Source organism: Geodermatophilus sp. URMC 61 (assembly GCF_052931555.1).
Window position 1 is genome coordinate 21,929 of sequence record NZ_JBRFHZ010000002.1, and the last position, 25,071, is coordinate 46,999.

A 25,071-nucleotide genomic window follows, 5' to 3' on the forward strand; every position below is an offset into this window, starting at 1 on the left:
TGCCGATGGACGTCGCGGCGATGCGGGCGAGCTTCGCCAAGGCGGCTGCCACGGGCGACGAGGCTCCCCTCTACTTCTACTCGCACCTGTTCCTGAGCCACCCCGAGACGCGCAGGATGTTCCCCGTCTCGATGGCCCACCAGCGTGACCGGTTCTTCCACGCCCTGGGCGACGTCGTGGCGCACGTCGACGACCTCGACCGGGTCGTGCCGGTGCTCCAGGCGCTCGGCCGTGACCACCGCAAGTTCGGGGTCGTCCCCGAGCACTACCCGGCGGCCGGGGCGAGCCTCCTCGCGACCCTGCGCCACTTCGACGACGAGTGGAGTCCCGCGCTCGAACGGGACTGGTCCGACGCCTACGGGTTGGTCGCGAACGTGATGATCGAGGCCGCCGGGGAGTCCGCCGACCAGCCGCCCTGGTGGGACGCCGAGGTGGTGACGCACGAGCGGCGCACCATCGACACCGTCGTCATGTGGGTGCGGCCCGAGCCCGAGTTCCCCTACGAGGCGGGGCAGTCGGTCTCCCTGGAGACCGACGTCCGTCCCAAGCTGTGGCGCTACTACTCGCCGGCCAGCGCCCCCCGCCCGGACGGGCTGATCGAGTTGCACGTCCGGGCCTACGACGGCGGCCCGGTGAGCACCGCCCTCGTCCGCCGGGTCGGCCCCGGTGACGTCCTCCGGCTCGGCCCGCCGATCGGGCACATCTCGTTCGACGCCGAGTCCGACCGCGACCTGCTGCTGGTCGCCGGCGGCACCGGCCTCGCACCCCTCAAGGCCGTCGTCGACCACGTCGCGCGGTACGGGCCACCCCGGCGGGTCGACCTGTTCGTCGGCTCGCGCACGGAGGAGCGGATCTACGACCGGGCCGACCTCGAGCGGCTGGACCGGGAGCACGGCTGGCTGACGGTGACCTTCGCCGTCTCCCACGACGACCTGTCCTCGCTCGAGCACGGGGACATCGGTGAGGTCGTCGCCCGGCACGGACCCTGGAACAGCCGTGACGTCTACGTCGCGGGCCCGGCCCCGATGGTCGAGGACACGACCGCCCGGCTGACTGCGGGGGGCGTCCGCCCCGAGCGCATCCGCAGCGAGGTGTTCGCGCCGAGCCGGCTGAGCCCCGGCCTGGACGGAGAGGTGACCGAGTGAGCGTCGACCAGAACGGGCCGGGCGCCGCCGGGCGCCGCCTGAGCCCCGCCGACGTCCGCAACGTGCGGCTGCCGCGAGCCACCATGCTGCGGCCGGGGTACAACGACGTCGAGGTGGACCGCCTGCTCGACCGGCTGGCCGACGAGATGGCCCGCCTGCACGGGGAGAAGGCCGAGCTGCGCGACCAGGTGCGTGCGCTGCAGGAGCAGGTGGCCGGCGCTGCCGCCCCCGTCCCGGAGCCGCCGAGCGACCAGGCCGTGCGCATCCTGGCGACCGCGCAGCAGACCGCCGACAGCTACGTCGCCGAGGCAGAGGACTTCAGTCGGCAGATGACCGCCGACGCCCGCGCGCAGTACGAGGAGCAGCTGCGCCAGGCGCGGGAGAACGCCGGAGCCATCATCGCCGCGGCCCAGGAGGCGGCGGCCAGGATGACCGCCGGCGGTCCTGCCCCCGCCGCGGACACGCCCGGACGCAGCACCCAGGAGCTCGAGGAGCAGGCGGCCTACCTGCGGGCCTTCGGCCAGGCCTGCCGGACCCAGTTGCGGGCCTACCTCGAGGCGCTGCTCGCCGACGTCGAGGCCGAGTGGGGCCGCGCCGACCCGGGGGCGCTCCCACCGGCACCCGCCCGGCCGCAGCCGTCCTCCGTGCGCGAGCCGAACGTGGCGCGAGAGGTGCCGATGGGCGACAGCTCCGGGGTCGCGCCACCCGGCCGGTGACCGCCCGGCGTCAGGACCGTGCCGGCAGGAGCCCGGCCCGGACGACCGCGCCGGTCGCGGCGTCGACGCGGGTGAAGACGGCCTTGCCGGCGCGCTTGGCGGCGTACATGGCCGCGTCGCTGCGGGCAGGAGCGCGTCGGCGGTCACCGGCGGGTCCGCGGCGACCGCGCGTCCCCGGCGCGACGGCGACCGCCGCCCACGGGGAGCCGTCGGGTGCTGCGCCATCGTCGTGCCTCCTGGGGTGGACCGGTGTGGTCCCGGTGAGGGCATCGGCGCCGCGGCGGGCGAGCTGCACGCCCCGGCGGGGGAGGAGCGAACGCACCCCTGGGACGGCGTGAGGCGCTGGTCACGCCCGCACGGACACCGTGCTGACCCGCGGCAGCGTCACTCACCGCAGGATGCCCGGAGGGCGTCGAGCGGCTCGTCGACGCGCGGCGCGGACCGGTAGCGGGACTCGGTCGGGCTCCCGGGAGCGGGGCGGAGGTCAGAGGAGCACGACAGCGGCGCATGCCGCCGTGCTCCCCGTGACCAGGAGCAACCACGGCTCCCACATCGGCCCCCGCCGCGTGGAGGCGGGCCTCCACAGCGTGCGGGCCGCCGCGTAGCTCGCTGCCCCGCCCAGCACCATCAGCAGGTACAGGGCCGGACCGGCGATGCCCTTCATGGTGTGACCCGATCGCCGGCCGCGGTCAGCCGCCGACGTGGATGCCGGGACGGCGCGGGGTCGGGCTCGACCTCGCGGATGATCTCCCGCACGACCGGTGGGGTGTCGCCGCGGCCGAGCAGCAGGTAGCGGAACAGGTGGCCCAGCGGGTTGCCCTCCGACCACTCGAAGTGCGCGTGGGGACGCACGCCGGTCGCGTCGCGGAGGGCCAGCAGGATGGCTGCGAGGGCATTGGGCGCCGCCGGCGCCTCTGTTCTCACAGCGGATTTCAGGTGGGTTGGGCGGTGGGATAGCCGGCGTGGGTAAACCAGCCGGCGGCGTCGGCGGGCGTGACTGCCTCCAGGGCGGCGGCGATCGCGGCATCCAGCGCCGCGCGGGTGCGTGCACCGACGGCCTTGAGAAGGGTCTTGACCTTGCTGAAGGCCTCCTCCACCGGGGACAGGTCCGGGGAGTAGGCGGGCAGGAACACCAGCCGGCAGCCGGCGGCCTCGACCAGCTGGTGCATCCGGTCGGGCTTGTGCGCGCCGACGTTGTCGACCACCACCACCTGCCCGGGGCGCAGCGCCGGCAGCAGGACCCGCTCGAGGAAGGTGGCGAACACCGCCGCGGTGGTGCCGCCCTCGACCGTCATCGCCGGGGTCATTCCGGCCAGCGACAGTCCGGCGAGCAGGGTGGTCACCGGTCCGCGGTTGCGCGGCACCGCACCAGGGGCCCGACGGCCACAGGCGGCGCGGGCGCGGCGGCGGGTCATCGAGGTGTGGGTGCCGCACTCATCGACGAAGACCAGCCGGGCCGGGTCCACCCGGTCCATGTCCGCCCGCCACTGGGTGCGAGCAGCCTCGTCGCGCTCGGTGGCGGTCAGGGTCTTTGCTTGAGCGGTCGGCCCGGCCGCCGCCGACGCCCCGTCGGGGTCAGCGCCTGGCCGGGATCGTCGGCCGGCAGGCTGGCGATGGCCCGCGACATCGTCGCCAGGGACACCCGAAGGCCGGCCTCGGCGGCGAACGCCGCGGCGTGCTCGGCCAGCGTGGCATCGGCCGCGGTGGCCAGCCGACCCGGTAGCCAGGCGTGCAGCCGCTGCCTCTTCTTCGGCGTCGGGCCGTGCCGCTGTGCGGTCGGGGCCAGGCTGCCGGTGGTCCGCCGGCGAGCCAGATACCGGCCGACGGTGTTGACCGACACCCCGAACACCACCGCCGCCTGCTCCTGGCTCATCCCACCATCAACCGCGGCAACCACCCGCTCGCGCAGGTCCATCGAGTACGCCCGCACTCACGGCGACTACCCCACCAAGCAATGAGCACACCGCTTGTCAGCACCCGGTGGCCGTCGATCTGCACTCCCCGTACGCACAGAGCGCCGCTGAACTCCGACGGGTCCACGACGTCGATCTCCAGGAAGAGGACGTCGGCCGGATCGGGCACCGGGTTCATGCCGCGCTGGGCGGCCTCCTTCTCGTCGTACTCGGCCTTGTCCCCGGCCTGTCGCTTGTTCGCCACGAGGTGCAGTTGGCCTTGCAGGAGGCCAGGGAGTCGGTGTTGAACCGGCGGGCGTCGTCGTCGAACTCGATGTGGTCGGCCCGCAGCTCGGTGGTGCGGGTGACCCGGGAGATCAGCGAGATCACGATGATCCCGACGATGAAGAACGCCGAGATGGTGATGCCGTCCGGTTTCTCGACCACGTTGGCGACCAGCGCGTAGAGCAGCACCAGCGTGAGGACGCCGAACCCGATGGCGGCAGGCCACCGACGTCGCCGGACCGCCGAGATGGTCACGGCGATCGCGCCGGAGACCATCATCGCCAGGATGCCGGTGGCGTAGGCCCCGGCCTGGGCGTTGACGTCGGCCCGGAAGACGAGCGTGATGACGATGCTCACCGCCGTGTAGACCAGGACGACGGGATGCCGACGACGACGATCACGCCGTTGAGCGCGAGGAAGAGGAGCACGAGGGGGATCGCCACGACGACCGCTTCGCTGAACCCCAGGAGGAACACCCCGCCCAGCAGCCCGAGCAGCGCGACGGTGAGTGCGACCGCGTGGCCCTCGAGGAGGTCGGGGAAGAACGGGTTCTCCAGCACGTGCACCGAGGCGTCGGCAGCTGAGAGCGTGATCGTGATGATCCAGGAGGTGGCGACGAAGCCGAGCAGCACGAGGACGAAGACCTTGCCCTTCCAGTACGGCAGCAGGTCCTCGAGCATCGCCACGGACCCCTGCCCGTGCGGGCTCTCCCGCGCCACCCGCCGGTACATCGGGAGCACGCCGAACAGGGTCAGCGCCACGATCAGCAGCGTCGCCAGCGGGGAGAGCGCGCCGGCGGCCAGGGCGGCGATGCCGGGCAGATAGGCGAGGGTGGAGAAGTAGTCCACGCCGGTCAGGCACGTGACCTGCCACCAGGGGTGGCCCGTCGCGTGGGCTTCGGCCTCCTCCGGCCCCTCGGGCTGGTGCACCCGGTGCTCCAGCAGCCAGCGCTCCAGCCGGCCGGACGGTTCCGGGGGCGGGCAGGTGGTCGGGACCCGCGCCGGGACGGCGAAGTCGGTACCGGTGCTCATGGCCCCTCCTCACGTCATCGGGACCGAGATGTCGGCGTCCCCGACGGGGCACGGCTGCCGGCCGGCGCGCATGCCGACGCAGCGCGGCGCCACCTCGGCACGTCCACGGACACGCTCCCGCGCCAGGAGGTACGGCGACACGATCTTGACGGAATCCTTACGCCCTCCCTGCCTCCGCAGGGCGGCCCAGGCCTCCGGCGGGCCCTAGCGTCGGCCGTGGAATCCGGTGCTGACGTCGGCGGACAGGAGCGCAGGTGGCCACCTCGACCGAGACCCAGACGCCGGCGCAGACGACGACGCCGCTGCGCGACTGGCTCCTGCAGGGTCGGCCGCGGAAGCGCCGGGGGATCCCCGGTCCGCACGCGCACCCCGCGGCGACGCACGAGACGCACCGGTGGTGGCAGGTCATGTGCCTCACCGGTGTCGACTACTTCTCCACCCTCGGCTACCAGCCCGGCATCGCCGCCCTGGCGGCCGGTCTGCTGTCGCCGATCGCCACGCTGGTGCTGGTCGCGCTGACCCTGTTCGGGGCCCTGCCGGTGTACCGACGGGTGGCCGCGGAGAGCCCGCGAGGTGAGGGATCGGTCGCGATGCTCGAGCGGCTCCTGCCCTCGTGGCAGGGCAAGCTGTTCGTCCTCGTGCTGCTCGGCTTCGCCGCCACCTCCTGGATCGTCACGATGACCCTGTCGGCCGCGGACGCGACCGCGCACATCGTGGAGAACCCGCACGTCCCCTCCGCGCTGCACGGTCACGAGGTGGCCATCACCCTGGGGCTGCTCGCGCTGCTCGGCGCGGTGTTCCTCAAGGGGTTCACCGAAGCGATCGGAGTGGCGGTCGGCGTGGTCGCCCTCTACCTCGCGCTGAACGCGGTCGTGGTGGTCGTCGGCCTCTGGCACGTCGTCGCGGCCCCGACACTGACCGCCGACTGGTGGAGCGCCCTGACGGGGCAGCACGGCAGTCCCTTCCCGATGGTGGGCGCCGCGCTCGTCGTCTTCCCGGCGCTGGCTCTCGGCCTCTCCGGCTTCGAGACCGGTGTCGCGGTGATGCCGCACGTGCAGGGCGGCCCGGACGACACCGACGAACACCCCGTGGGCCGGATCCGCGACACGAAGAAGCTGCTGACCTCGGCCGCCCTGATCATGAGCGTCTTCCTCATCGCGAGCAGCGTCATCACGACCCTGCTGATCCCGCAGCAGGAGTTCCAGCCGGGCGGCGAGGCCAACGGCCGTGCGCTGGCGTACATCGCCCACGAACTGCTCGGCGAGGGATTCGGCACCGCGTACGACTCGATCACCGTCGCGATCCTGTGGTTCGCCGGCGCCTCGGCCATGGCCGGCATGCTCAACCTGATCCCGCGGTACCTGCCGCGGTACGGCATGGCGCCGGACTGGGCGCACGCCGTCCGCCCGCTCGTGCTGGTCCTGACCGCGGTCGCCTTCGTGGTGACCTGGGTGTTCGAGGCCGACGTCGACGCCCAGGGCGGCGCGTACGCCACGGGTGTCCTGGCGCTGATCACCTCGGCGGCCATCGCCGTCACCCTCGCCGCACGGGCCGCGGGCCAACGCGCGCTGACCCTGGCCTTCGGGTCGATCGCGGTGGTCTTCGTCTACACGACCGCGGTCAACGTCGTCGAACGGCCCGACGGCGTGAAGATCGCCGCGTGCTTCATCACCGCGATCGTCCTGGTGTCGCTCGTCTCCCGGCTGACCCGCTCGCTCGAGCTCCGAGTGACCGAGGTCCGCCTCGACGCGAAGGCGGAGCTGTTCGTCCGCGACTGCTCGCGGCGCAAGATCCGCCTGGTGGCCAACGAACCGGATGAACTCGACCACCTCGAGTACCGGGAGAAGATGCGGCAGATCCAGGCCGACAACGACCTCCCCGACGACGACGACCTGGTCTTCGTCGAGGTCACCCTCACCGATCCCTCGGACTTCGAGACCGCCCTCGACGTCCGCGGCGAGATCCTCCACGAGCGCTACCGGGTGCTCCGGACGACGCACGCCAGCGTCCCCAACGCGCTGGCGGCGCTGCTGCTGCACGTCCGGGACGAGACCAAGCGGGTGCCGCACATCTACTTCGAGTGGACCGAGGGCAACCCGCTGCTCAACCTGCTGCGGTTCGTCTTCACCGGCGCCGGGGAGGTCGCCCCGGTGACTCGCGAGGTGCTCCGGGAGGCCGAGCCCGACCGCACGCGCCGCCCCCGCGTGCACGTCGGCTGATGGGCCGGTCGCTCACGGGGTGAAGCGGTAGCCCATCCCCGGCTCGGTGAGCAGGTGGCGGGGATGCGCCGGGTCCGGCTCGAGCTTGCGGCGCAGCTGCCCGATGTAGACGCGCAGGTAGTGGGTCTCCTTCTCGTACGCCGGTCCCCACACCGACTGCAGCAACTGCCGCTGGCTGACCAACCGCCCGGGCGCACGGGCCAGCTCGGAGAGCAGTCCCCACTCGGTCGGGGTCAACCGGACGACCGCGCCGTCGACCGTCACCTGTCTGGCGGCCAGGTCGACGGTGAAGGAGCCGGCGTGCACCACCGAGGTCTCCGGCTCCGAGACGGCCCTCCGCTGCAGCGCCCGCAGACGGGCGAGCAGCTCGCCCATGTCGAACGGCTTGGACAGGTAGTCGTCGGCGCCGGCGTCCAAGGCGCCGACCTTGTCCCGGCTGTCGGCGCGGGCGGACAGCACCAGCACCGGGCCGGTGAACCAGGGACGCAGTCCCGCGAGGACCTCGGTGCCGTCCAGGTCGGGCAGGCCCAGGTCCAGGACGACGAGGTCGGGGGAGTGCGTGGCCGCCTCGCGCAACGCCGTCCGCCCGTCGGCAGCGGTCGCCACCTCGTAGCCGGACGCACGGAGGGTGATCCGCAGGGCCCGGGTCAACTGCGGGTCGTCGTCGACGACCAGGACTCGGCTCACGGCGCCGGTACCGGGGCGGGCGGGGTGGGGACGGCGGCCGCCCGCAGGGAGACGACCATCGTCAGGCCCCCGCCGGGGGTGTCCTCCGCGGTCAGCGTGCCGTCCATCGCCTCGGACAGCCCACGCGCCACAGCCAGCCCGAGGCCGACCCCCTGTCCGGAGGGGGCGTCGCCCCGCCGCTGGAAGGGGGCGAACACCCGGTCTCGGTCGGCGAGGGGCACTCCGGGGCCGCGGTCGACGACCCGCAGCTCCAACCGGTCGCCCACGGTGCCGGCGGTCACGGTCACCGGGCCGCCGGGTACGTGGCGCACGGCATTGCTCACGAGGTTGGCGACCACCCGTTCGAGCAGGCCGGGATCGGCCAGGACGGGTGGCAGGTCCGCCGGCCACTCCAGCGTCACACGAGCGCGCTCGGCTCCGTCCAGCCCGTTCAGTGCCCGGTGCACGACGGCCGGGGCGTCGGACGGGATCAGCGCCGGGCTGACGGCGCCGGCGTGCAGTCGGCTCATGTCCAGCAGGTTGTCGACCAGATCGGTGAGCCGGTCGGCCGACTCGTCGATGGTCGCCTCGAGCTCGGCGCGGTCGGCGTCGTCGAGGTCGATGTCGTCGGAGCGCAGGGCTGAGGCGGCGGCCTTGATCCCGGCCAGCGGAGTGCGCAGGTCGTGGCTGACGGCGGCGAGCAGGGCGGTGCGCATGCTGTTGGCGGCGGCCAGGCGGTCGGCCTCGGCGGCCTGCGCGGCCAGCCGGCCCTGCTGCAGCGCGACGGCGGCCTGCTCGGCGAAGGCGACCAGCACCCGTCGGTCGCTGGCCGGCAGGCAGCGGCCGGTGAGCCGTAGCACCAGGGTGTCGGTGACGGTCACGTCCTCGACGGGGGCGTCGGATGGGGAGCCGCCGACCTGGCCGCACGTGCCGACGACGCGGTCACCGTCCGGCGTCCGCTCGATCATCGCCACGGTCCGCAGCCCGAACGCCTCCCGGATCTGCTCCAGCAGGCTGGGCAGTCCGCGGTCACCGGCCAGCACCGCCCTCGACAGCGAGGCGAGCATGGCCGTCTCGGCCTGGGACCGCGCGGCGACGGTCGCCCGTCGTGCCGAGCGGTCCACCACGGACGCCACGGCGACCGCCACGATCAGGCCGCCGACGAGGGCGACCACGTCGTCGACCTGGTGCACGTCCAGGTGGCCGGTGGGGGCGACGAAGAACCAGTTCTCGGCCAGCCCGCCCAGCACGGCGGCAGCCACGGCCGGCCACAGTCCGCCGACGAGGGCGACGGCGAGGACCAGCAGCAGGAAGGCGAGCAGCACCACCGACAGCGAGACGGCGGAACCGGCCGCGAGGCACGCGGCGGTCACCGCCGGCACGCCGAGCAGCGCCAGTGCCAGGCCGAGCCAGCGGCGGCGGGCGGTGAGCGCGCCGGTCAGCGGGGGCAGCCGCCAGCCGCGGGACCCGGCCGCGGCGTGGGTGACGATGTGCACGTCGATCTCGCCGGAGTCGACGATCACCTGGGCCCCGATCCCGCTGCGGAGGGCGCGGGCCCAGCGGGAGCGGCGGCTGGAGCCGAGGACCAGCTGGGTGGCGTCGACACTGCGGGCGAACTCCAGCAGGGCCGCGGCGACGTCGTCGCCGACGACCTGGTGGTAGCTGCCGCCCAGGCTCTCCACCAGCTCGCGCAGGGTGCGCAGCGCCGCGGGGGAGGCGCCGGTGAGCCCGTCGGAGGCGAGGACGTGCACGGCGAGCAGGTCGCCTCCCGACCGCTGGGCCACCCGAGAGGCGCGGCGGATCAGCGTCTCGCCCTCACCGCCGCCGGTCAGCGCGACCACCACTCGCTCGCGGGTCTCCCAGACGTGGTCGATGTGGTGCTCGGCCTTGTACCGCCGCAGCCCCTCGTCCACCTGATCGGCCAGCCAGAGCAGCGCCAGCTCGCGCAGGGCGGTGAGGTTGCCGATGCGGAAGTAGTCGGTCAGCGCGGCGTCGACCCGCTCGGCCGGGTAGACGTCCCCGTGCGCCAGCCGGCGGCGCAGCGCCTCCGGGGTCGTGTCGACGAGCTCGATCTCGTCGGCGCGGCGGACGACGGCGTCGGGAACCGTCTCCTGCTCGGCGATGCCGGTGATCTGCTCGACGACGTCGTTGAGGCTCTCCAGGTGCTGGATGTCGACCGTGGACAACACGTGGATGCCGGCGTCGAGGATCTCCTCGACGTCCTGCCAGCGCTTCGGGTTCCTCGACCCCGGTGCGTTGGTGTGGGCGAGTTCGTCGACGACGACGATCTCCGGCCGCCGTCCCAGCACGGCGCCGACGTCCACCTCGATCAGGGTGACGCCGCCGTGGGTGACCTCCCGCCGGGGCAGCACCTCCAGGCCCTCGAGCTGGTCAGCGGTGCGCCGGCGGCCGTGCGTCTCGGCGAGACCGACGACGATGTCCGTGCTGCGGGAGAGCCGCCGGTGCGCCTCACCCAGCATGGCGTAGGTCTTCCCGACGCCGGGAGCGGCGCCGAGGTGGATGCGCAGGGTTCCGCGGGACACGGCGTCCATGATCGACCGGCAGGAGTGCCTCGAGGCGCAGTCCGGCGTCGGGGTCTCGTCAGGATCCGCGGCCCGGTCGCCGCCGCGGCACCGGCCGCGTCGTCAGGGGTCGACGTCCCCACCCGGGGACGCGGTCACGGGGGTGGGGACGCGTGCGCGGACGGACGCCGCCGACCCGGGCTGACCCCGGCCGGCCCGCGGGCTGCTCCTGCCGGGAGGAGCGGCGCCGAGCGCAGGACGGTGACGGATCAGGTCCGCGACCGGCTCGGCGCCGGCAAGCCGGGGTCGATGCGTTCGATCAGACGGAGAGGATCGGTGCTCCCAGGCGGATCTCCCCGTCGGTGAGGACGTCGGCGCGCAGCCCGCCGCGGTGGATCAGCGGCCGCAGGATCCCCGGTCCGCTGAGCCGGTCGAGGTGCACGCAGGGCTCGCACGGCCGCCGGCCGTCGCACAGCACCTCCCCGATGCGGAAGCGCCGACCGACCAGCGCGTCGACGTCGAGGCCGCGGGTCAGGACGTTGCGCCGGGTGCCGGCGAAGTCCAGCACCTGCCCGGCCGCGGCCAGCTCGTCGAGCACCTCGGCGGCGATCAGGGTCAGGTCGTAGCCGGGCCGCCGGCCGGCGCGGGGGCTGAACGTGCCGGCACCCGCGGCGTAGCGGTCGCCGTCCAGTCCGCGGCCCGCGCGGGCGTGCGCGACCTCGAGCAGCCGCATCGGCGCCTCCGCCGCGGGCGCCACGGCCAGGCCCGCGACGGTGCCGCGCAGGTCCGGCGCGGTCGGCCGCCGGTGCAGCACCGGGTCGAGGGAGGCGACCGCGTAGGCCTCCCGGATGCGCAGGTCCGCGGTGGCCCGCCCCAGCAGCGCGGGTGCCTGCGGGCTGAGCACCACGCCCGGCGGCGTGCCGAAGGCCAGCACGGCCACCGCCGTCTGGCCGGCCGGCCGGCCGCCCGCCGGCCCGGGCGGGTCCTCGACGACGGCGATCCACCACCCGGCCCACTGGAAGCGCACGGGGTCGGCGATGGGCACCAGACCCGAGCCGTGCTCGGCCAGCCAGGTCCGCCAGGCGCCCAGGGCGTGTGCCAGATCGGCGTCGGGCAGCGGCAGGTCGGTCACCGGCACCTCGGTGACCGACGCCAGGCACGCGGCGAACCCGCGGGCGAGCGCACCCGCGTGGGGTCCGGGCGGCAGGTCGACGTCGATCACGACTCCTCCTCGAGGTCAGCGGGGCCGCTGGTCGGCGGTCCCCGGAGCGAGGGCTACGGGTGCGACCCCGACCCCGACCATGCGCCGGGGCGTCGCTGCAGTGGCCCACCGGTCAGGATGTCCTCCGCTTGCGCGGCCATGGTGCGCACGACGTCGCCGGCGTCCTCGATCGCGTGGACCTGGCCAACCGCCTCGCCGACGATCATGTTGGCGAGGTCGACGTCATCGGCGTCGACGGCGTGCGAGAACTCCGCACGTGCGGCGTCGAGGTGCTCGACCAGCTCGGTCTCGTGACCGTGCCAGCGGACCACGAAGTCGTTGGCCACGACGCGCCCGGTGTAGACCGGGGGCCAGTCCTTGCCGCGGACGATGTCGTAGACGCCGGTGCGGCGGGTCGCGTCGCCGGTGATGGCAACGGCACGGGCATGGGCGGCGCGGGTGACCGCCGCCTGCCGGGTGGCCCAGAAGCGGGTGCCGGCGACGACTGCGTCCGCGCCCAGCACCAACGCCGCGGCGAGGCTCCGCCCATCGGCGATCCCGCCGGCCGCGAGCAGCAGCACCTCCGGCCGCCGCGCGGCGATGAGGTCGGCAGCCTCGGGAACGAGCGTGAAGGTCGACCGGGTCCCCTTGCCGTGGCCACCGGCCTCCCCGCCCTGCACGCAGACCGCGTCGGCACCTATGCGCAGCGCCTCCTCGACCTGGGCCAGGTCGTGCACCTGGCAGACGAGCGGAACGCCGGCCCGGTGGATCTGCTCGACGTAGGGGCCGGCGTCCCCGAAGGACAGGAAGATGACGGCAGGCTCGTGCGACAGGGCGGTGTCGATGAGGCGGGCGTCGATGCTCCAGGTGATGAACCCGCACCCCACCCGGGTGCCCGCGGCTGCGGCGAGCTCCCGGCTGAGCCACTCCTCGTCCCCGTAGCCGCCGCCGAGGAGCCCCAGGCCTCCGGCTCGGCTCACGGCGGTGGCCAGCTCGGCGGTGGAGACGAGGTCCATCGGTGCGGAGACGATGGGGTGGTCGATCCCGAAGCGCTCGGTGAAGCGGGTGCGCAGGGTCATCACTCCTCCTCCGGGGGCTGGCGGTGTGGGCGGTCCTCGCGTGGCACGGGCAACCGCGGCGGCGGCCAGCCCGACCGGGAGCCGCCTGGTCACGTCGGCTCCTCAGGGCTCCGGTGCGGAACTGCGCGGCGCCCCCTCACGACCGATCGGCCGCGCCGTCCCTCTCCGTCGCGTCGTGGCCGTTGCCGCGGGTGTCGGAGGCGCACTGCTCGACCGCACCCTCCGCGGGTCCACGGCCGGGGCACCGAAGCAGCCCCCTCGAGCGGCCGGCCGCGTGCCCGTGCGGGTCGACCAGCCGGGCGCCGACCCGACGGCCGTACGACGCCGGGTCCCGCACCCGGCGGCAGCGCGTCCCGGTGTCGCCGTCAGCCGCGGGCGCGTCGTACCCCGCTGGCGACCGCGACGCCCACACCGACGGCGGCGGCCACCGGCCACTCCAGGAGGCCGAAGGCGGCCAGGCCGACCAGGGCGCCGCCGTACAGCACGGCATCGGGTCGCCGGACGGCGGAGACGACGTCGTCGACCACCGCGACGGTCGCGGTCGCCGGCAGCGTGACGACCGTCCGCACCGAACGGGCCACTCCCGACCCGAGGGCGGCGGCCTTCTCGACGGCGGCGCGCGCCATCTTCTCGGCCTGCTCGGCGGCCTGGTCTCGGGTCGGGGTCGCGCCGGGGGCGCTCGTCGCGGCAGCGGCGGCCGGCCGCTGGGTCGTGGCGGTGCCGGTCGCACCAGCGGTCCCGCTCCGTGCCGGTGCCCTGCTGGTGGCCCGCTCAGGGCCCACGGGCGCGCCGGCGACGTACGTGAGGGCGGAACCGGTCGGCCGCTGTCTCGTGGCGGTGCCGGTCCGACCAGCGGCCCCGCTCCGCGCGGGTGCCCTGCCGGTGGCCCGCCCACTGCCCCGGGTCCCACCGGGGGTGCTCGTGGTGGCGGAACCGGCGGGGCGGTCGGTCGTGGGGGTCCTCGTCTTGGAGGTGTCCGTCGTGGTGGCGGTGCGACGGGCTGCGGTCGGCATGGTCGCCTCCTCTGAGCGGGAAGATGACCGAGCATGGACGCCCGGCCGCGACCGTGTGAACCCGTTCACGTGCGCCGCCACCGGATGCGTCGAGGCGCTCCCCGCCGTGCGCCGCGCCCGGCGGGGGAGGGGCTGGTCAGGTCGACGCGACGGGTCCGGACCGTCCGTTCACGCGTGGGTGGGTGGTGACCCGGTGAGGGGGATCCCGATCCTCGACGACGTGCGGTCTGCCGCCGGATGCACCGCCGGCGTGACGCACCGGTAGCCGGTGCTGCGGTCGCGGTGACCGTCGTCGCTCCGGCGTCCGGGAACCCGAGGGGACGCCGGAGCGACTACCGGGACACCGCGCGAGCCGGGCAACGGGCCGGCACGCAGTCGACGAAGGAGTTCTCCTGTGCACGTCCGTCCCCTCCGCGCGCTGGCCGCGGCTTCCGTCGTGACCGTCGCGGTCCTCGCCACCGGGGTGGGCACCGCCTCCGCACACGTCCGCGTCTCCTCGACCGACGCGGCCCCTGGCGGCTACGGCGAGCTGACCTTCCGCGTGCCCAACGAGAGCGACACGGCCTCGACGGTCTCGCTGCGTGTGCAGGTCCCCGCCGACACCCCGCTCGCCTCGGTGAGCCTCGAGCCGGTGCCCGGCTGGACGGCGACGACCACGACCGGGCAGATCGACCCGCCGGTCGAGGTCCACGGCAGCGAGGTCACCGAGGCCGTCACGGAGATCACCTGGACCGCCGACCCGGGCGCCGGCATCGCGCCGGGGCAGTACCGGACGTTCTCGATCAGCGCGGGCCCCATCCCCGAGGTCGACGCGATGAGCTTCCCGACCATCCAGACCTACGACGACGGCACGGAGCAGGCCTGGATCGAGCCGACCGTGGAGGGCCAGGAGGAGCCGGAGAGCCCGGCTCCCGTACTCGCGTTCGCCGGTGCGGGCGGCCTCGACGCCGACGGCGGCGGCGCCGCGGAGAGCCCGTCGGTCTCCGAGGCCTCGGCCGAGTCCGACGCGACGGCCGCCGACGCGGACTCCGACGACTCGGGGCTGACCGTCACGGCCCTCGTCGTGGGCGCCCTCGGTCTGGGCGCCGGCCTCGCCGGCCTCGGGCTGGGCCTGTCCGCGCGGCGGCGTACCAGCTGACGACCAGGCGGTGACGGCGCCCGCCCGTGCGGCAGGTGCCGCCGCTGTGGCTCGCGAGCCGGGACGATGGCCGGCGGGTCGGAGAGGAGGAGTCGTGGCGCGAACCGGCACCGGCGTCCGCCTCGTGCGCCGTCACGGGCGCACGGAGGTGCTGCCCTGGGCCGGCACCACGGTCCGCGTCGTGCTCGGCGGGGTGTGGGTGGTCGCTGGACTGCTGAAGCTGCCGGACCCGGCCGCCGCCGAGCGGGCCGTCCGCGCATACCAGCTGGCGCCCGAGGCCCTCGTCCCGGTGCTCGCCTTCGGGCTCCCGGTGCTCGAGATCGCCATCGGCGTCCTGCTGCTCGCCGGTGTCTTCGTGCGGCCGGCCGCGGCGGTCTCCGCGCTGCTGCTCGCGGGGTTCACCGCCGCGGTCGCCTCGGCCTGGGCACGGGGGCTGACGATCGACTGCGGGTGCTTCGGCGGCGGCGGCCACGTCGACGCGGACCAGACCGCCTACCTGAGCGAGATCCTGCGCGACGTCGTCCTGCTGGCCGCCTCCGTCCTGCTCGCACTCCGGCCGCGGACGCGGCTGGCGCTGCTCGACCGCGCCCGGCCGGCGACCGGCCGGGCCATCCCGGGAGGTGCCGATGCCCGCGACTCCTGACCGGACCCCTGGTCCGACACGTGGGCGGCAGGCCGCCCGCGAGCGCATCGCCGCCCGTCGGGCCGCCGAGCTGGCGGCCGAGCGGCGACGGCGTAGGCGGCGCGCCCAGCTCGGCGCCGGCATCGCCGTCGCCGTGCTGGTGGTGATCGCCGTCGTCGTCACCGTGGTGATCCAGTCGGCGCGCACCGACACCAGCGCCGCAGTGGCGCCCGGGAACACCGCCGAGGGGACGGCGGAGACCGGCTTCGCGCTCGGCTCGGCCGACGCGCCGGTCACCGTCGACGTCTACGAGGACTACCTCTGCCCCGCCTGCCGGGCCTTCGAAACCGACGCGTCGGGCACGATCGACCAGCTGGTCACCGACGGGGTGGTACGGGTCCGGTACCGGCCGGTCGCCATCCTCGACCGCCTGTCCGACGACGACTACTCGACCCGCGCGGCCAACGCGGCCGCCGTGGTCGCCGACGCCGCCGGCGTCGAGGCCTTCCACACCTTCAGCGAGCTGCTGTTCGCCCGGCAGCCCGCCGAGGGCGGCCCCGGCCTGCCCGACGACGAGCTGATCACCCTGGCGGCCCAGGCCGGTGCAGGCGGCGACGACGTCGCTTCCGGCATCCGGGACCTCCGCTTCGGCACCTGGGTCGCGCGGGCCACCGACCAGGCCAGCCGGGACGGACTGACCGGCACGCCGTGGGTCCTCGTCGACGGGGTCCCGCTGGAGGTGCCGACGGCCGAGGCACTGACCGCCGCCGTCGAGGCCGCCCAGCGCTGAGCCGTCCGGGACGGTGGGCCGCTCCGTCGCCGCCCGCTCGACCAGGGTGGACGGCGGTCGGCCCGGGCCATCCGCTCCGGCTCGTGCACGCGGGGCGAGGGGGACGCCGGCGGGCCCCCGCGCTCGCCGCATGGGACACCCGCCCGGCGGGTACGCGGCAGGGCGGAAGGAGCTGTGACAGTACGGGTCCGACCGGTCCTCGGGACGGGGAGCACTCCAGCCTGCGGGGCCGAGCGCGGCTCGACACCTTCGGGACGGGCACATGGGCGAGGCATCGTGGGACCGCCGACCGCCACCGGCGTCGGACCACGACGGGGCTGCGGCCTGGCAGGGGCAGCCGGCCACCCCGGCTGACCTCACCCGCATGCGGATGCAGTTGCGGCGGGCGCTGCACAGTGGCGCACGACCGGCGGGCGAGGACGACGGCGAGCGGCTGCTGCTGGCTTTCGAGGAGCTCGTCTCCAACGGGCTCCGGCACGGCGGCCCCCCGGTCGAGGTCGTCGTCACCGCGGCCGGTGGCGGCTGGCTCCTCGAGGTGAGCGATGCCGCGACCGACCGGCCGCCGGTCCCGGCGATCGGCCGGGATGCCGCCGAGGGCGGCATGGGCCTGGGTCTGGTGGCCCGGATCTGCGGCGCGCACGGGCTGGTCCGTCGACGGCGACCGGAAGACCGTCTGGGCCCGGGTGGACCCCGTGCCGTCGCCCGGACCGCCGCTGCACCAACGGGCCCGTGCGGCGACCGACCGCGCCCGCGAGCTGGCCACCCGGCTGTCGGTGACGGCCACGCACACGACGCTGACCCTGGACCGGCTGGTGGTGACCGCCGCGGCCGACAGCGCCGACCACGTCTCCAGGCGCCACAGCGCCACGGGGGACCTCCGCCGGGCGGCCGAGCAGGTGCGCCGGGTCAGCGTGGCCGCGGCCGGACCTCCCAGGCCACTGGACCATCGGATGGAGCCTCAGCGCACGTGACCGTGCCCGTCCCCGGTGGAGGCCGCGACGACGCTCAGGTCCCGGGCGGCCGCTGGAAGACCTCGATCAGGCCGGACAACTGCAGCATCCGGTCCAGCTGCCGCGAGGAACGGCGCAACACCGGTGCGCGAGGGGCGGCATCGGCCCACTGCAGCAGGAACGCGATGCCCCTCGAGGAGATGTAGGTGACCTCCTCGGCGTCGACGGCGTCGATCGGCTCCGGCTGGGGACCGTGCTCGTCCTCGTACGCAGCGACCACCGCCGCGTCGATCTCCCCGGTCAGGCGCAGCACCGTCCCGCCGGCGTCACGGTGCACGCTGATGGTCCCGCACCGGCCCGGTGGCCCCGGATCCGTGGGCACGCGGCCAGTCGATCACCACACGTGCCGAGCGACAAGGAGGACGGACCCGGCCGGGAGGGCAGGAGCCGGCGTTCCCCGCCGCATCCATGGCGCTCCCCGTCCGTCGGACGGCGCCGCGGGGGCCGCACCGAGTGGTGCCAGCCCCGAGCCGCGGGTGTCCACGCGCAGTGCGGCAGGTGCGGAGCACGTGGAGCAGCCCCCGGCCCGCGTGCGGGCCGGGGGCTGCTCCGGGTGGGGGCGGTCAGAGGGACAGGTCGTCGATGATGGCGGCGGTGACGTCCTCCGTGCTGGCGGTCCCGCCGACGTCGCAGGTCCGGATGCCCTTGCCCGAGACGACCTCGATGGCGTGCTGAACGGCCTTGGCCTCGTCGTGCAGGCCGAAGTGCTCGAGCATCAGCGCCGCGCTGCCGATGGCGCCGACGGGGTTGCAGATGCCCTGGCCGGCGATGTCGGGCGCGGAGCCGTGGACCGGCTCGAACATCGAGGGAAAGCGCCGCTCCGGGTTGAGGTTGGCGCTGGCCGCGAGGCCGAGGCTCCCGGCGAGTGCGCTGCCGAGGTCGGAGAGGATGTCGGCGTTGAGGTTGGACGCGACGACGACGGAGAGGTCCTCGGGGCGCAGGACGAACTTGGCGGCCATCGCGTCGACCAGCCCGCTCTCGGTCTCCACGTCCGGGTACTCGGTGGCGACGCGCTTGAACACGTCGTCCCAGAGCACCATGCCGTACTGCTGGGCGTTGCTCTTGGTGACGCTGGAGACCTTCTTGCGGGGCCGGGTGCGGGCCAGGTCGAAGGCGAACCGGATGATCCGCTCGCAGCCCACCTCGGTGAACACCGCGGACTGGACGGCCACCTCACCGCGGTCGTCCCGGCCGGCGAAGTTGCGCCCGCCGAAGCCGGCGTACTCGCCCTCGGAGTTCTCCCGGACGACGACCCAGCTCAGGTCGGTGGTGTCGGCCTTGCGCAGGGGGCTCTGGATGCCGGGGAGGAACTCGACGGGACGGACGTTGGCCCACTGGTCGAAGCTCTGGCAGATCTTCAGCCGCAGGCCCCAGAGGCTGACGTGGTCGGGGACGGTGGGCCAGCCGACGGCGCCGAAGTAGATGGCGTCGAAGTCCTTGAGCTGGTCGAGGCCGTCCTCGTCCATCATCCGGCCGTGCTGGGCGTAGTAGTCGGAGCCCCAGGGGAACTCCTGCCAGGCGAAGGCAAAGCGGCCGTCCGAGGCCTCGGCGAGGGCGTCGAGGACGGCGCGGCCGGCCGCCACGACCTCGACACCGACTCCGTCGGCGGGGATGGCGGCGATGCGGAACGTGCGCTGGGGGGTCATGACGGGCTCCGTGGGGACGACTGCTGGGGTCGTCACCGAGTGAACGGGTCACGTCGCCTGTCGTCCAAGACGCATTGACGATCCCCGGGATAGCTGCGGCCTATCGGTCCTGCGGCCGTACGGGGACTGGAGTCCGGTGCTCGGCGACGTAGGACTCCACGCACTCGACGAAGGCCCGGGCGGCCGGGGTGAGCGCGGTGGTGCGGGAGACCAGCGCGATCCGCAGCACCGACGAGGACTCGATGTCCCGCACGAGGGCGCCGGCCCGTTCGGCCAGGGGCGCCCAGGACGTGGGCATGACGGCGTGACCGATACCGGCGAGCACCATCGGCAGGATCGAGGTGCGGTGCTCGACCTCGACCACGATGCGGGCATCGACGCCGCTGGCCAGCACGTCGTCCACGAACTGCCGCATCAGGCTGCCCCGCTTGCTCACGATGAGCCGCGCACCGGTGAGGTCCTCGCGGGTGACCGGGACGCGACCGGAGCCGGCCGCGCGCCCGCGGGCGGGCACCGTGGGCGACTCGCCGGACCGCGGCGGGGAGATGAGCACGAGCGTCTGGTCCTCGATCGGCAGGATGCGCAGTCCGCCGGCGCGGGGCGGCGTGGCCGCACCGAGCAGCCCGAGCTCGGCCCGGCCGGCCTTGACCGCCTGGATCACCTCCTCGGGGGTGAACGCGGCGTCGGCCGTGACCGTCATCGCCGGGTACGCGGCGGTGAAGTCGCGGATGAGTGTCGCCAGCGGCTCCATGGCGGGGCTGGGCATCGCGACCAACTCGACCCGGCCACGCTGGAGTCCACGGGCGGACCGGGCAGCAGCTCTCGCGGCCTCCAGGTCGCGGACCACCTGGCGGGCGGGTTCGATCAGTTGGGCGCCGGCGTCGCTGAGCACGATGCCGCGGCCCACCCGGTGGAACAGCGGTACGCCGAGCTCCCGCTCGAGGGTGCCGATCGCCTGGGACAGCGAGGGCTGCGCGATGTGCAGCTGCTCGGCGGCGCGGCCGAAGTTCATGGTCTCGACGACGGCGAGGAAGTAGGTCAGCTGCCGGACGTCCACCGCGTGCCCTCCCGAGGGACCGATAGGCCGAACCTACCGGCGACGTAGCGAATGCGTCTTGGACGCGTGTGGTCCGGGTCACCGACTGTGGTCGGCACCACGCCCGTCCCGCAGATGAAGGACCGAGGTGCCTCCGATGGACCTGTCCCACGCGCACACCCAACCGGCCGAGAAGAAGCGCTGGTACCGGCAGCTGTACTTCTACGTCCTCGTCGCCATCGTGCTCGGCGTCGTCGTCGGCGCCGCCTGGCCCGGCGTCGGGGTCGGGGTCGCGATGGAGCCCATCGGCACCGCGTTCGTGGGGCTGATGAAGATGCTGATCGGCCCCATCGTGTTCCTCACCATCGTCGGCGGCATCGCCAGCGTCGCCGACCTGAAGAAGGTCGGCCTGACCGGCATCAAGGCGCTGACCTACTTCCAGATCGGCACCATCCTGGCCATGGTCTTCGGGCTGGTCGCCATCAACCTCTTCCGCCTGGGTGACGGCGTGAACGCCGACGTCAGCACGCTGGAGCCGACCGAGGACGTCGGCTCGCTGGTGGAGGCCGGGCAGGACCAGCACTGGTGGGACTTCCTGCTGCGCGTGCTGCCGGAGAGCGCGGTCGCCCCGTTCGTCGAGGGCGAGATCCTGCAGATCATCTTCATGGCGGTGGTCTTCGGCGTGGCGCTCAACGCCGTCGGCGCGGTCGGCGCCCCGGTGCTGTCGGGGATCCAGCGGTTGACCGCGGTCGTGTTCAAGGTGCTCGCCTTCATCATGAAGGCGGCCCCGCTGGGCGCGTTCGGGGCGATGGCCTACGCGATCGGCGAGTACGGCCTCGAGACGCTGACCAGCCTGGGCTCGCTCATCGCGCTGTTCTACGTCACCTCGGCGCTGTTCGTCTTCGTGGTGCTGGGCTCGCTGATGGCCTACCTGCGGCTCAACGTCTTCCACCTGCTGCGCTACCTGCGGGAGGAGCTCCTGCTCATCCTCGGCACCTCCACCGCCGAGCCGGCCCTGCCCGGCCTGATGAGGAAGATGGAGCACGCCGGTGTGGAGAAGTCGACCGTCGGCCTCGTGGTCCCGACCGGCTACTCCTTCAACCTCGACGGCGCGGCCATCTACCTGTCCCTGGCCGCGCTCTACATCGCCCAGGCCACCAACACCGACCTGTCGATCACCGAGCAGCTGGGCCTGCTCGCCATCATGCTGCTGACGTCGAAGGGTGCGGCCGGCGTCGCCGGTGGCGGCTTCATCGCCCTCACCGCGACCCTGTCCACCGTCGGCACCATCCCGGCCGCGGGCATCATGCTCGTCTTCGGCATCGACAAGTTCATGTCCGAGTGCCGCGCGCTGGTGAACTTCTGCGGCAACGCCGTCGCCACCCTGTTCATCGCCCACTGGGACAAGACCCTGGACCGCGACCGCGCCCGCCGGGTCCTGCGCGGTGACGACGTCCCGCCGCTGCACGAGATCGACGAGGTGCCGGCAGCGACCGTGGACACCGAGGACGCCGCCGCACCAGCGACGCCGGCTCCCGGCGCCGTCGCCGTTCCTGTTCCTGCGGGGGCGAGGGCCTGACATGCGCGTCCTCGTCGCTCCGGACAAGTTCAAGGGCTCCCTCACCGCCCTCGAGGTAGCGACGGCCATCGGGCAGGGCCTGGAGGCGGCCGGTGTCGCCTCCAGGCTCCTGCCGCTGGCCGACGGCGGTGACGGCAGCGTGGCTGCCGCCCTGCACGCCGGCTCGGTTCCCCGCCCGGTCACGGTGCGCGGCGCCGATGGACGCCGGCACTCCACCGAGTTCGCGTTCGACGGCACCACCGCGGTCGTCGAGGTCGCCAACACCTGCGGACTGGGCACGTTCCCGCCCCACGAACTGGCCCCGATGACGTCGTCCAGCTACGGATTCGGGCAGGCGGTGCTCGCGGCCCTCGACGCGGGAGCTCGACGCATCGTCCTCTGCCTCGGTGGCAGCGCCAGCACCGACGGCGGCGCGGGACTGCTCGCCGCCCTCGGCGTCCGGTTCACGGACGACGCAGGACGGAACGTCGAGCCGACGGGGGGAACGCTGACGCAGATCGCCAAGGTGGACCTGTCCGGCCTGCGGGACCTGGACGCCGTCGAGCTCGTCGTGGCCACCGACGTCACCAACCCGCTGCTCGGTGCCGACGGTGCCGCCGCCGTGTTCGGGCCGCAGAAGGGCGCCACGCCGGACCAGGTCCGCGAGCTCGAGGTCGGCCTGCGGCACCTCGTCGACCTGCTGGACGCCTCCCGGTCACCGGCGGCTGACCGCGGAGGGGACCTCGTAGACGAACCCGGTGCAGGGGCGGCGGGCGGTCTCGGCCTCGCCTGCCGGTGGCTCGGCGCCCGGCGCGTCGCCGGCGCGGAGTTCTTCCTCGACCTCCTCGGCTTCGACGCCGCGGCCGCGGACTGCGTCGCCGTCGTGACCGGCGAGGGGCGCATGGACGGGCAGACCCTGGCCGGGAAGCTGCCCGCCGTCGTCGCGGCACGATCGGCAGCGCGCACCGTCTCTGCCGTCGTCGGGCAGTCGCTCCTGACCCCCGAGGAGCGCCGGCGGCTCGGACTCGAGCAGGTGGTCGCGCTCGCCGAGCTGACCGACGTGGACCCGAGCCGGGACCCCGACCTGTCGAGGCGCCTCGCCGCGGTCGCGGGTGAACGCATCGGCCGGCAGGTCCGCTCCCTGGCCGTCGCCGGGCGTCAGGGCGCCGGTCGCGGCTGCACGAGAGCGTCCCCCGTCCACGCTTGACGGTGTGGGCCGGGCGGTTCGCGATCGGCTGCCCTGCCCCGGTCCCCACCGCGGATACGGAAAGAGGCCCTGGTCAGTCACCTGACCAGGGCCTCCCCGCGGAGGGTGAGTGACGGGGCTCGAACCCGCGACACCCAGGATCACAACCTGGTGCTCTACCAGCTGAGCTACACCCACCGTGTCTCCCGGGCGGCCGCTCGTCAGCGGGGCGTCCGGGAAGCGGCTACCACGATACCGGAGACCCTCAGGCGTCGGACGCGGCCGGGGGTTGCTGCCCCGGCGCGCCGGCGTCCTCGGCCGCGAACAGCTCCGCGAAGGACGCCGTGACCTCGGCGGCGGCCGCCTGCGCCTGGGACGTCGAGGGGCCCGGGCCGTCGACGAACAACGTCCGCCGGTAGTAGGCCAGCTCGCGCAGCGACTCGATGATGTCGGCCAGCGCGCGGTGGGCCAGACCCTTCTGCGGCTGGGCGAAGTACACCCGCGGGAACCAGCGGCGGGCCAGCTCCTTGATCGAGGAGACGTCGATCATCCGGTAGTGCAGGTGGTCGTCGAGCTCGGGCATGTCCCGGGCGAGGAAGCCGCGGTCGGTGCCGATCGAGTTGCCGCACAGCGGCGCCGTCCGCCGCTCGGGCACGAACCGTCGCACGTAGGCCAGCAGCCGCTGCTCGGCCTCGGCGAGGGTGAGCGTCGAGGCCCGCACGGCCTCGGTCAGGCCGGACTTCGCGTGCATCTCGGTCACGACGTCGGCCATGCCCTCCAGCGCGTCGTCGTCCGCGGAGATGACCAGGTCCAGGCCCGGGTCGAGGACGTTGAGCTCCGAGTCGGTGACCAGCACCGCGACCTCGATGAGCTTGTCCCGGGTGAGGTCCAGCCCGGTCATCTCGCAGTCGATCCAGACCAGGTGTCCCGCACTGTCAGCCACGGGCTCCGACCCTACGTGCCCCCCGTCCCGGCCGCCTGCACGGCAAGCCCCTACCGCACCCGCCACTCCGGGTCCACTCGGGAGTGGGGAACGCGCCTCGCGCGCCGCTAGGCTCCGCCGCGCCGGCCCCGAGTCCAGGAGTCCCACCGTGCCCCATGCCGCCTCCGTCGTCGACCGAGCGACCCCACCGGCCCCTGGCTCGGCGAGGACCGCCCTCCGCCACCCGGTCGCGACCCTCCGGTGGTTGTGGCCGGCCTACGTCACGCCGGGTCGCCCCGGCCGACCGACGACCCAGCAGGAGCTGCGCTGGATCTACACGGCCTGGCTGGGCGCCTTCCTGCTGAAGATGCTCGGCTCGTCGTGGGACGTCTCCTGGCACTTCAAGTGGCTGCGCGACGACCTCGCCCCACCGCACCTGCTCAACTCCGCCGGCACCGTCGTGGTGGTCGCGCTGGTCCTCTTCTCCAGCTACACCGGCTACGGCGTCGACCGCCGGGCGTTGCGCCTGATGCAGGTGGGCACCGGGCTGTTCCTGGTCGCCGTGCCCGTCGACATCGTCAACCACCGGATCAACGGGCTGGACATCACCAGCTGGAGCCCCAGCCACTCGCTGCTCTACCTCGGGACGGCGGTGATGCTGGCCGGGGCGCTGCGCGGCTGGTGGCTGTACGCCGCGCCGGGACGGGTGCGGGACGCCGTCGCGCTGGGCCTGTGGCTCTTCTTCGCGGAGAACGTGCTGTTCCCCAACCAGCACCAGGAGTACGGCGTCCTCTCGCTGCGCGCCTACGAGGCCGGGCGGACGACGGCCGAGCCGCAGCTGCTCGACTTCGCCGTCGCCCAGGCGCAGAGCCCGACGCAGTTCATGCTCCCGGTGCCGGCCTGGGTGCACCCGGCGTGGCTGCTGTGCGCCGGGCTGCTCACCCTCGTCGTCGCCCGGCGGGTCACCGGCCTGCGCTGGGCCGCCACGACGGTCGCGGCCGCCTACCTGGCCTACCGCGCGGCGATGTGGGTGGGCCTGGTGGCGATCGGCTTCCCGCCCTCGGTGCTGCCGCTGGCACTGCTCGCCGGCGCGCTCGCCGTCGACGTCGCCGTGTCCCGGCGCCTGCCCGGCCGGCTGGCCGGCCCGCTGGTCGCCGCGGTCACCTACGGTGCGGGTGCGGCCCTGGACGCCGCCGGGCTCCTCCCGCCGTGGGACTGGCGGCCGGAGGTGATCCTGGCCACCGTGCTCGTGTCCACCCTCCTGTGGACGCTGCTCGACGTGCTGGCACAGAGTCGGTGGCTGGTGGGCTGGTCCGCGCCCCTCGAGGAGCACGGGGAGACCCCCGCCGTCCCGGCGACCAGCGGCGCGCCGACCCGCTGAGCGTCCCGGACCG

At 74.2% G+C, this 25,071-nt stretch carries 26 protein-coding genes, 1 tRNA gene and 1 pseudogene; 11 read left to right on the forward strand and 17 right to left on the reverse strand.

The window, feature by feature from the left end; genetic code table 11:
* The first annotated feature begins 5 nt into the window (after positions 1-5).
* Both ACU610_RS00135 and ACU610_RS00140 read left to right on the forward strand, forming a co-directional pair.
* The gene (locus tag ACU610_RS00135) at positions 6-1,145 is read left to right on the forward strand and encodes a globin domain-containing protein (RefSeq protein WP_446770677.1); all 1,140 of its coding nucleotides are present in this window, start codon (positions 6-8) and stop codon (positions 1,143-1,145) included.
* The gene (locus ACU610_RS00140) at positions 1,142-1,861 is read left to right on the forward strand and encodes a DivIVA domain-containing protein (RefSeq protein ID WP_446765705.1); all 720 of its coding nucleotides are present in this window, start codon (positions 1,142-1,144) and stop codon (positions 1,859-1,861) included. Before ACU610_RS00135 ends, ACU610_RS00140 begins: the two co-directional genes overlap by 4 nt.
* 484 nt (positions 1,862-2,345) lie before the next feature.
* Here ACU610_RS00140 and ACU610_RS00145 read toward each other — a convergent pair whose 3' ends face one another.
* From ACU610_RS00145 to ACU610_RS00175, 7 genes are read right to left on the reverse strand one after another with little or no spacing between them, the layout of a single operon-like run.
* Entirely contained in the window at positions 2,346-2,525 is a 180-nt protein-coding gene (locus tag ACU610_RS00145; RefSeq protein WP_446765706.1) for a hypothetical protein, read from the reverse strand.
* Entirely contained in the window at positions 2,522-2,785 is a 264-nt protein-coding gene (locus tag ACU610_RS00150) for a hypothetical protein (protein ID WP_446765707.1), read from the reverse strand. The genes ACU610_RS00145 and ACU610_RS00150 overlap by 4 nt, the downstream gene beginning before the upstream one ends.
* An 8-nt stretch (positions 2,786-2,793) precedes the next feature.
* Complete coding sequence (locus ACU610_RS00155) at positions 2,794-3,336, reverse strand: IS630 family transposase (RefSeq protein WP_446765708.1); 543 nt, start codon at positions 3,334-3,336, stop codon at positions 2,794-2,796.
* A gap of 47 nt (positions 3,337-3,383) precedes the next feature.
* The gene (locus ACU610_RS00160) at positions 3,384-3,734 is read right to left on the reverse strand and encodes a hypothetical protein (protein ID WP_446765709.1); all 351 of its coding nucleotides are present in this window, start codon (positions 3,732-3,734) and stop codon (positions 3,384-3,386) included.
* Positions 3,731-4,018, reverse strand: coding sequence for a hypothetical protein (locus ACU610_RS00165; RefSeq protein WP_446765710.1), 288 nt, complete (start codon positions 4,016-4,018; stop codon positions 3,731-3,733). The genes ACU610_RS00160 and ACU610_RS00165 overlap by 4 nt, the downstream gene beginning before the upstream one ends.
* On the reverse strand, positions 3,949-4,395 hold the full coding sequence (locus ACU610_RS00170; protein WP_446765711.1) for a hypothetical protein: 447 nt from the start codon (positions 4,393-4,395) through the stop codon (positions 3,949-3,951). Before ACU610_RS00170 ends, ACU610_RS00165 begins: the two co-directional genes overlap by 70 nt.
* On the reverse strand, positions 4,392-5,069 hold the full coding sequence (locus ACU610_RS00175) for a hypothetical protein (protein ID WP_446765712.1): 678 nt from the start codon (positions 5,067-5,069) through the stop codon (positions 4,392-4,394). The genes ACU610_RS00170 and ACU610_RS00175 overlap by 4 nt, the downstream gene beginning before the upstream one ends.
* A 254-nt stretch (positions 5,070-5,323) precedes the next feature.
* On the opposite strand from ACU610_RS00175, the gene ACU610_RS00180 reads away from it, so the two are divergent.
* Entirely contained in the window at positions 5,324-7,288 is a 1,965-nt protein-coding gene (locus tag ACU610_RS00180; RefSeq protein WP_446765713.1) for a hypothetical protein, read from the forward strand.
* 12 nt (positions 7,289-7,300) lie between these two features.
* On the opposite strand, the gene ACU610_RS00185 is transcribed toward ACU610_RS00180, so the two are convergent.
* The 5 genes from ACU610_RS00185 to ACU610_RS00205 form a co-directional block, all read right to left on the reverse strand.
* The gene (locus tag ACU610_RS00185; protein WP_446765714.1) at positions 7,301-7,975 is read right to left on the reverse strand and encodes a response regulator; all 675 of its coding nucleotides are present in this window, start codon (positions 7,973-7,975) and stop codon (positions 7,301-7,303) included.
* A complete protein-coding gene (locus tag ACU610_RS00190; protein WP_446765715.1) occupies positions 7,972-10,497 on the reverse strand; it encodes an ATP-binding protein in 2,526 nt (841 codons plus the stop codon). The genes ACU610_RS00185 and ACU610_RS00190 overlap by 4 nt, the downstream gene beginning before the upstream one ends.
* 298 nt (positions 10,498-10,795) lie before the next feature.
* Positions 10,796-11,698: an MOSC domain-containing protein gene (locus ACU610_RS00195; RefSeq protein ID WP_446765716.1), complete on the reverse strand. Its 903-nt coding sequence runs from the start codon at positions 11,696-11,698 to the stop codon at positions 10,796-10,798.
* A gap of 53 nt (positions 11,699-11,751) precedes the next feature.
* Complete coding sequence (locus ACU610_RS00200; RefSeq protein ID WP_446765717.1) at positions 11,752-12,756, reverse strand: NAD(P)H-dependent flavin oxidoreductase; 1,005 nt, start codon at positions 12,754-12,756, stop codon at positions 11,752-11,754.
* A gap of 365 nt (positions 12,757-13,121) precedes the next feature.
* The gene (locus tag ACU610_RS00205; RefSeq protein WP_446765718.1) at positions 13,122-13,382 is read right to left on the reverse strand and encodes a hypothetical protein; all 261 of its coding nucleotides are present in this window, start codon (positions 13,380-13,382) and stop codon (positions 13,122-13,124) included.
* 781 nt (positions 13,383-14,163) lie between these two features.
* On the opposite strand from ACU610_RS00205, the gene ACU610_RS00210 reads away from it, so the two are divergent.
* The 5 genes and pseudogenes from ACU610_RS00210 (at position 14,164) to ACU610_RS00230 (ending at position 17,290) form a co-directional block, all read left to right on the forward strand.
* Positions 14,164-14,907, forward strand: coding sequence for a YcnI family copper-binding membrane protein (locus ACU610_RS00210; RefSeq protein ID WP_446765719.1), 744 nt, complete (start codon positions 14,164-14,166; stop codon positions 14,905-14,907).
* A gap of 94 nt (positions 14,908-15,001) precedes the next feature.
* The gene (locus tag ACU610_RS00215; protein ID WP_446765720.1) at positions 15,002-15,550 is read left to right on the forward strand and encodes a MauE/DoxX family redox-associated membrane protein; all 549 of its coding nucleotides are present in this window, start codon (positions 15,002-15,004) and stop codon (positions 15,548-15,550) included.
* Positions 15,534-16,319: a DsbA family protein gene (locus ACU610_RS00220; protein WP_446765721.1), complete on the forward strand. Its 786-nt coding sequence runs from the start codon at positions 15,534-15,536 to the stop codon at positions 16,317-16,319. Before ACU610_RS00215 ends, ACU610_RS00220 begins: the two co-directional genes overlap by 17 nt.
* A 370-nt stretch (positions 16,320-16,689) precedes the next feature.
* Positions 16,690-16,887 (forward strand): annotated as a pseudogene (locus ACU610_RS00225) (ATP-binding protein); the annotation flags it as partial.
* Positions 16,888-17,011: 124 nt separating this feature from the next.
* Positions 17,012-17,290 carry a hypothetical protein gene (locus ACU610_RS00230; protein WP_446770763.1) on the forward strand — a complete coding sequence of 93 codons (279 nt, stop codon included), beginning with the start codon at positions 17,012-17,014 and terminating at the stop codon, positions 17,288-17,290.
* A 34-nt stretch (positions 17,291-17,324) separates the two neighbouring features.
* On the opposite strand, the gene ACU610_RS00235 is transcribed toward ACU610_RS00230, so the two are convergent.
* From ACU610_RS00235 to ACU610_RS00245, 3 genes are all read right to left on the reverse strand, one after another.
* Entirely contained in the window at positions 17,325-17,651 is a 327-nt protein-coding gene (locus ACU610_RS00235; RefSeq protein WP_446765722.1) for an STAS domain-containing protein, read from the reverse strand.
* Positions 17,652-17,892: 241 nt separating this feature from the next.
* Positions 17,893-18,975, reverse strand: a complete 1,083-nt coding sequence (locus ACU610_RS00240) for a tartrate dehydrogenase (RefSeq protein WP_446765723.1) — start codon at positions 18,973-18,975, stop codon at positions 17,893-17,895.
* A 100-nt stretch (positions 18,976-19,075) separates the two neighbouring features.
* Positions 19,076-20,032, reverse strand: a complete 957-nt coding sequence (locus ACU610_RS00245) for a LysR family transcriptional regulator (protein ID WP_446765724.1) — start codon at positions 20,030-20,032, stop codon at positions 19,076-19,078.
* 136 nt (positions 20,033-20,168) lie between these two features.
* Between ACU610_RS00245 and dctA the strand changes: the two genes are divergently transcribed.
* Both dctA and ACU610_RS00255 read left to right on the forward strand, forming a co-directional pair.
* Positions 20,169-21,590 carry a C4-dicarboxylate transporter DctA gene (gene dctA / locus ACU610_RS00250; protein WP_446765725.1) on the forward strand — a complete coding sequence of 474 codons (1,422 nt, stop codon included), beginning with the start codon at positions 20,169-20,171 and terminating at the stop codon, positions 21,588-21,590.
* Between the two features lies 1 nt (position 21,591).
* Positions 21,592-22,776 (forward strand): glycerate kinase, encoded by a 1,185-nt coding sequence (locus ACU610_RS00255; RefSeq protein WP_446765726.1) that lies wholly within the window; start codon positions 21,592-21,594, stop codon positions 22,774-22,776.
* 104 nt (positions 22,777-22,880) lie between these two features.
* Here the strand turns inward: ACU610_RS00255 and ACU610_RS00260 are convergent.
* Together ACU610_RS00260 and orn are read right to left on the reverse strand one after the other, a co-directional pair.
* A tRNA-His gene (locus ACU610_RS00260) sits at positions 22,881-22,953 on the reverse strand.
* A 67-nt stretch (positions 22,954-23,020) separates the two neighbouring features.
* The gene (gene orn / locus ACU610_RS00265) at positions 23,021-23,698 is read right to left on the reverse strand and encodes an oligoribonuclease (protein ID WP_446765727.1); all 678 of its coding nucleotides are present in this window, start codon (positions 23,696-23,698) and stop codon (positions 23,021-23,023) included.
* 148 nt (positions 23,699-23,846) lie between these two features.
* Here orn and ACU610_RS00270 point away from each other — a divergent pair, with 148 nt between their 5' ends.
* Positions 23,847-25,058, forward strand: a complete 1,212-nt coding sequence (locus tag ACU610_RS00270) for a hypothetical protein (RefSeq protein ID WP_446765728.1) — start codon at positions 23,847-23,849, stop codon at positions 25,056-25,058.
* Positions 25,059-25,071 lie beyond the last annotated feature (13 nt).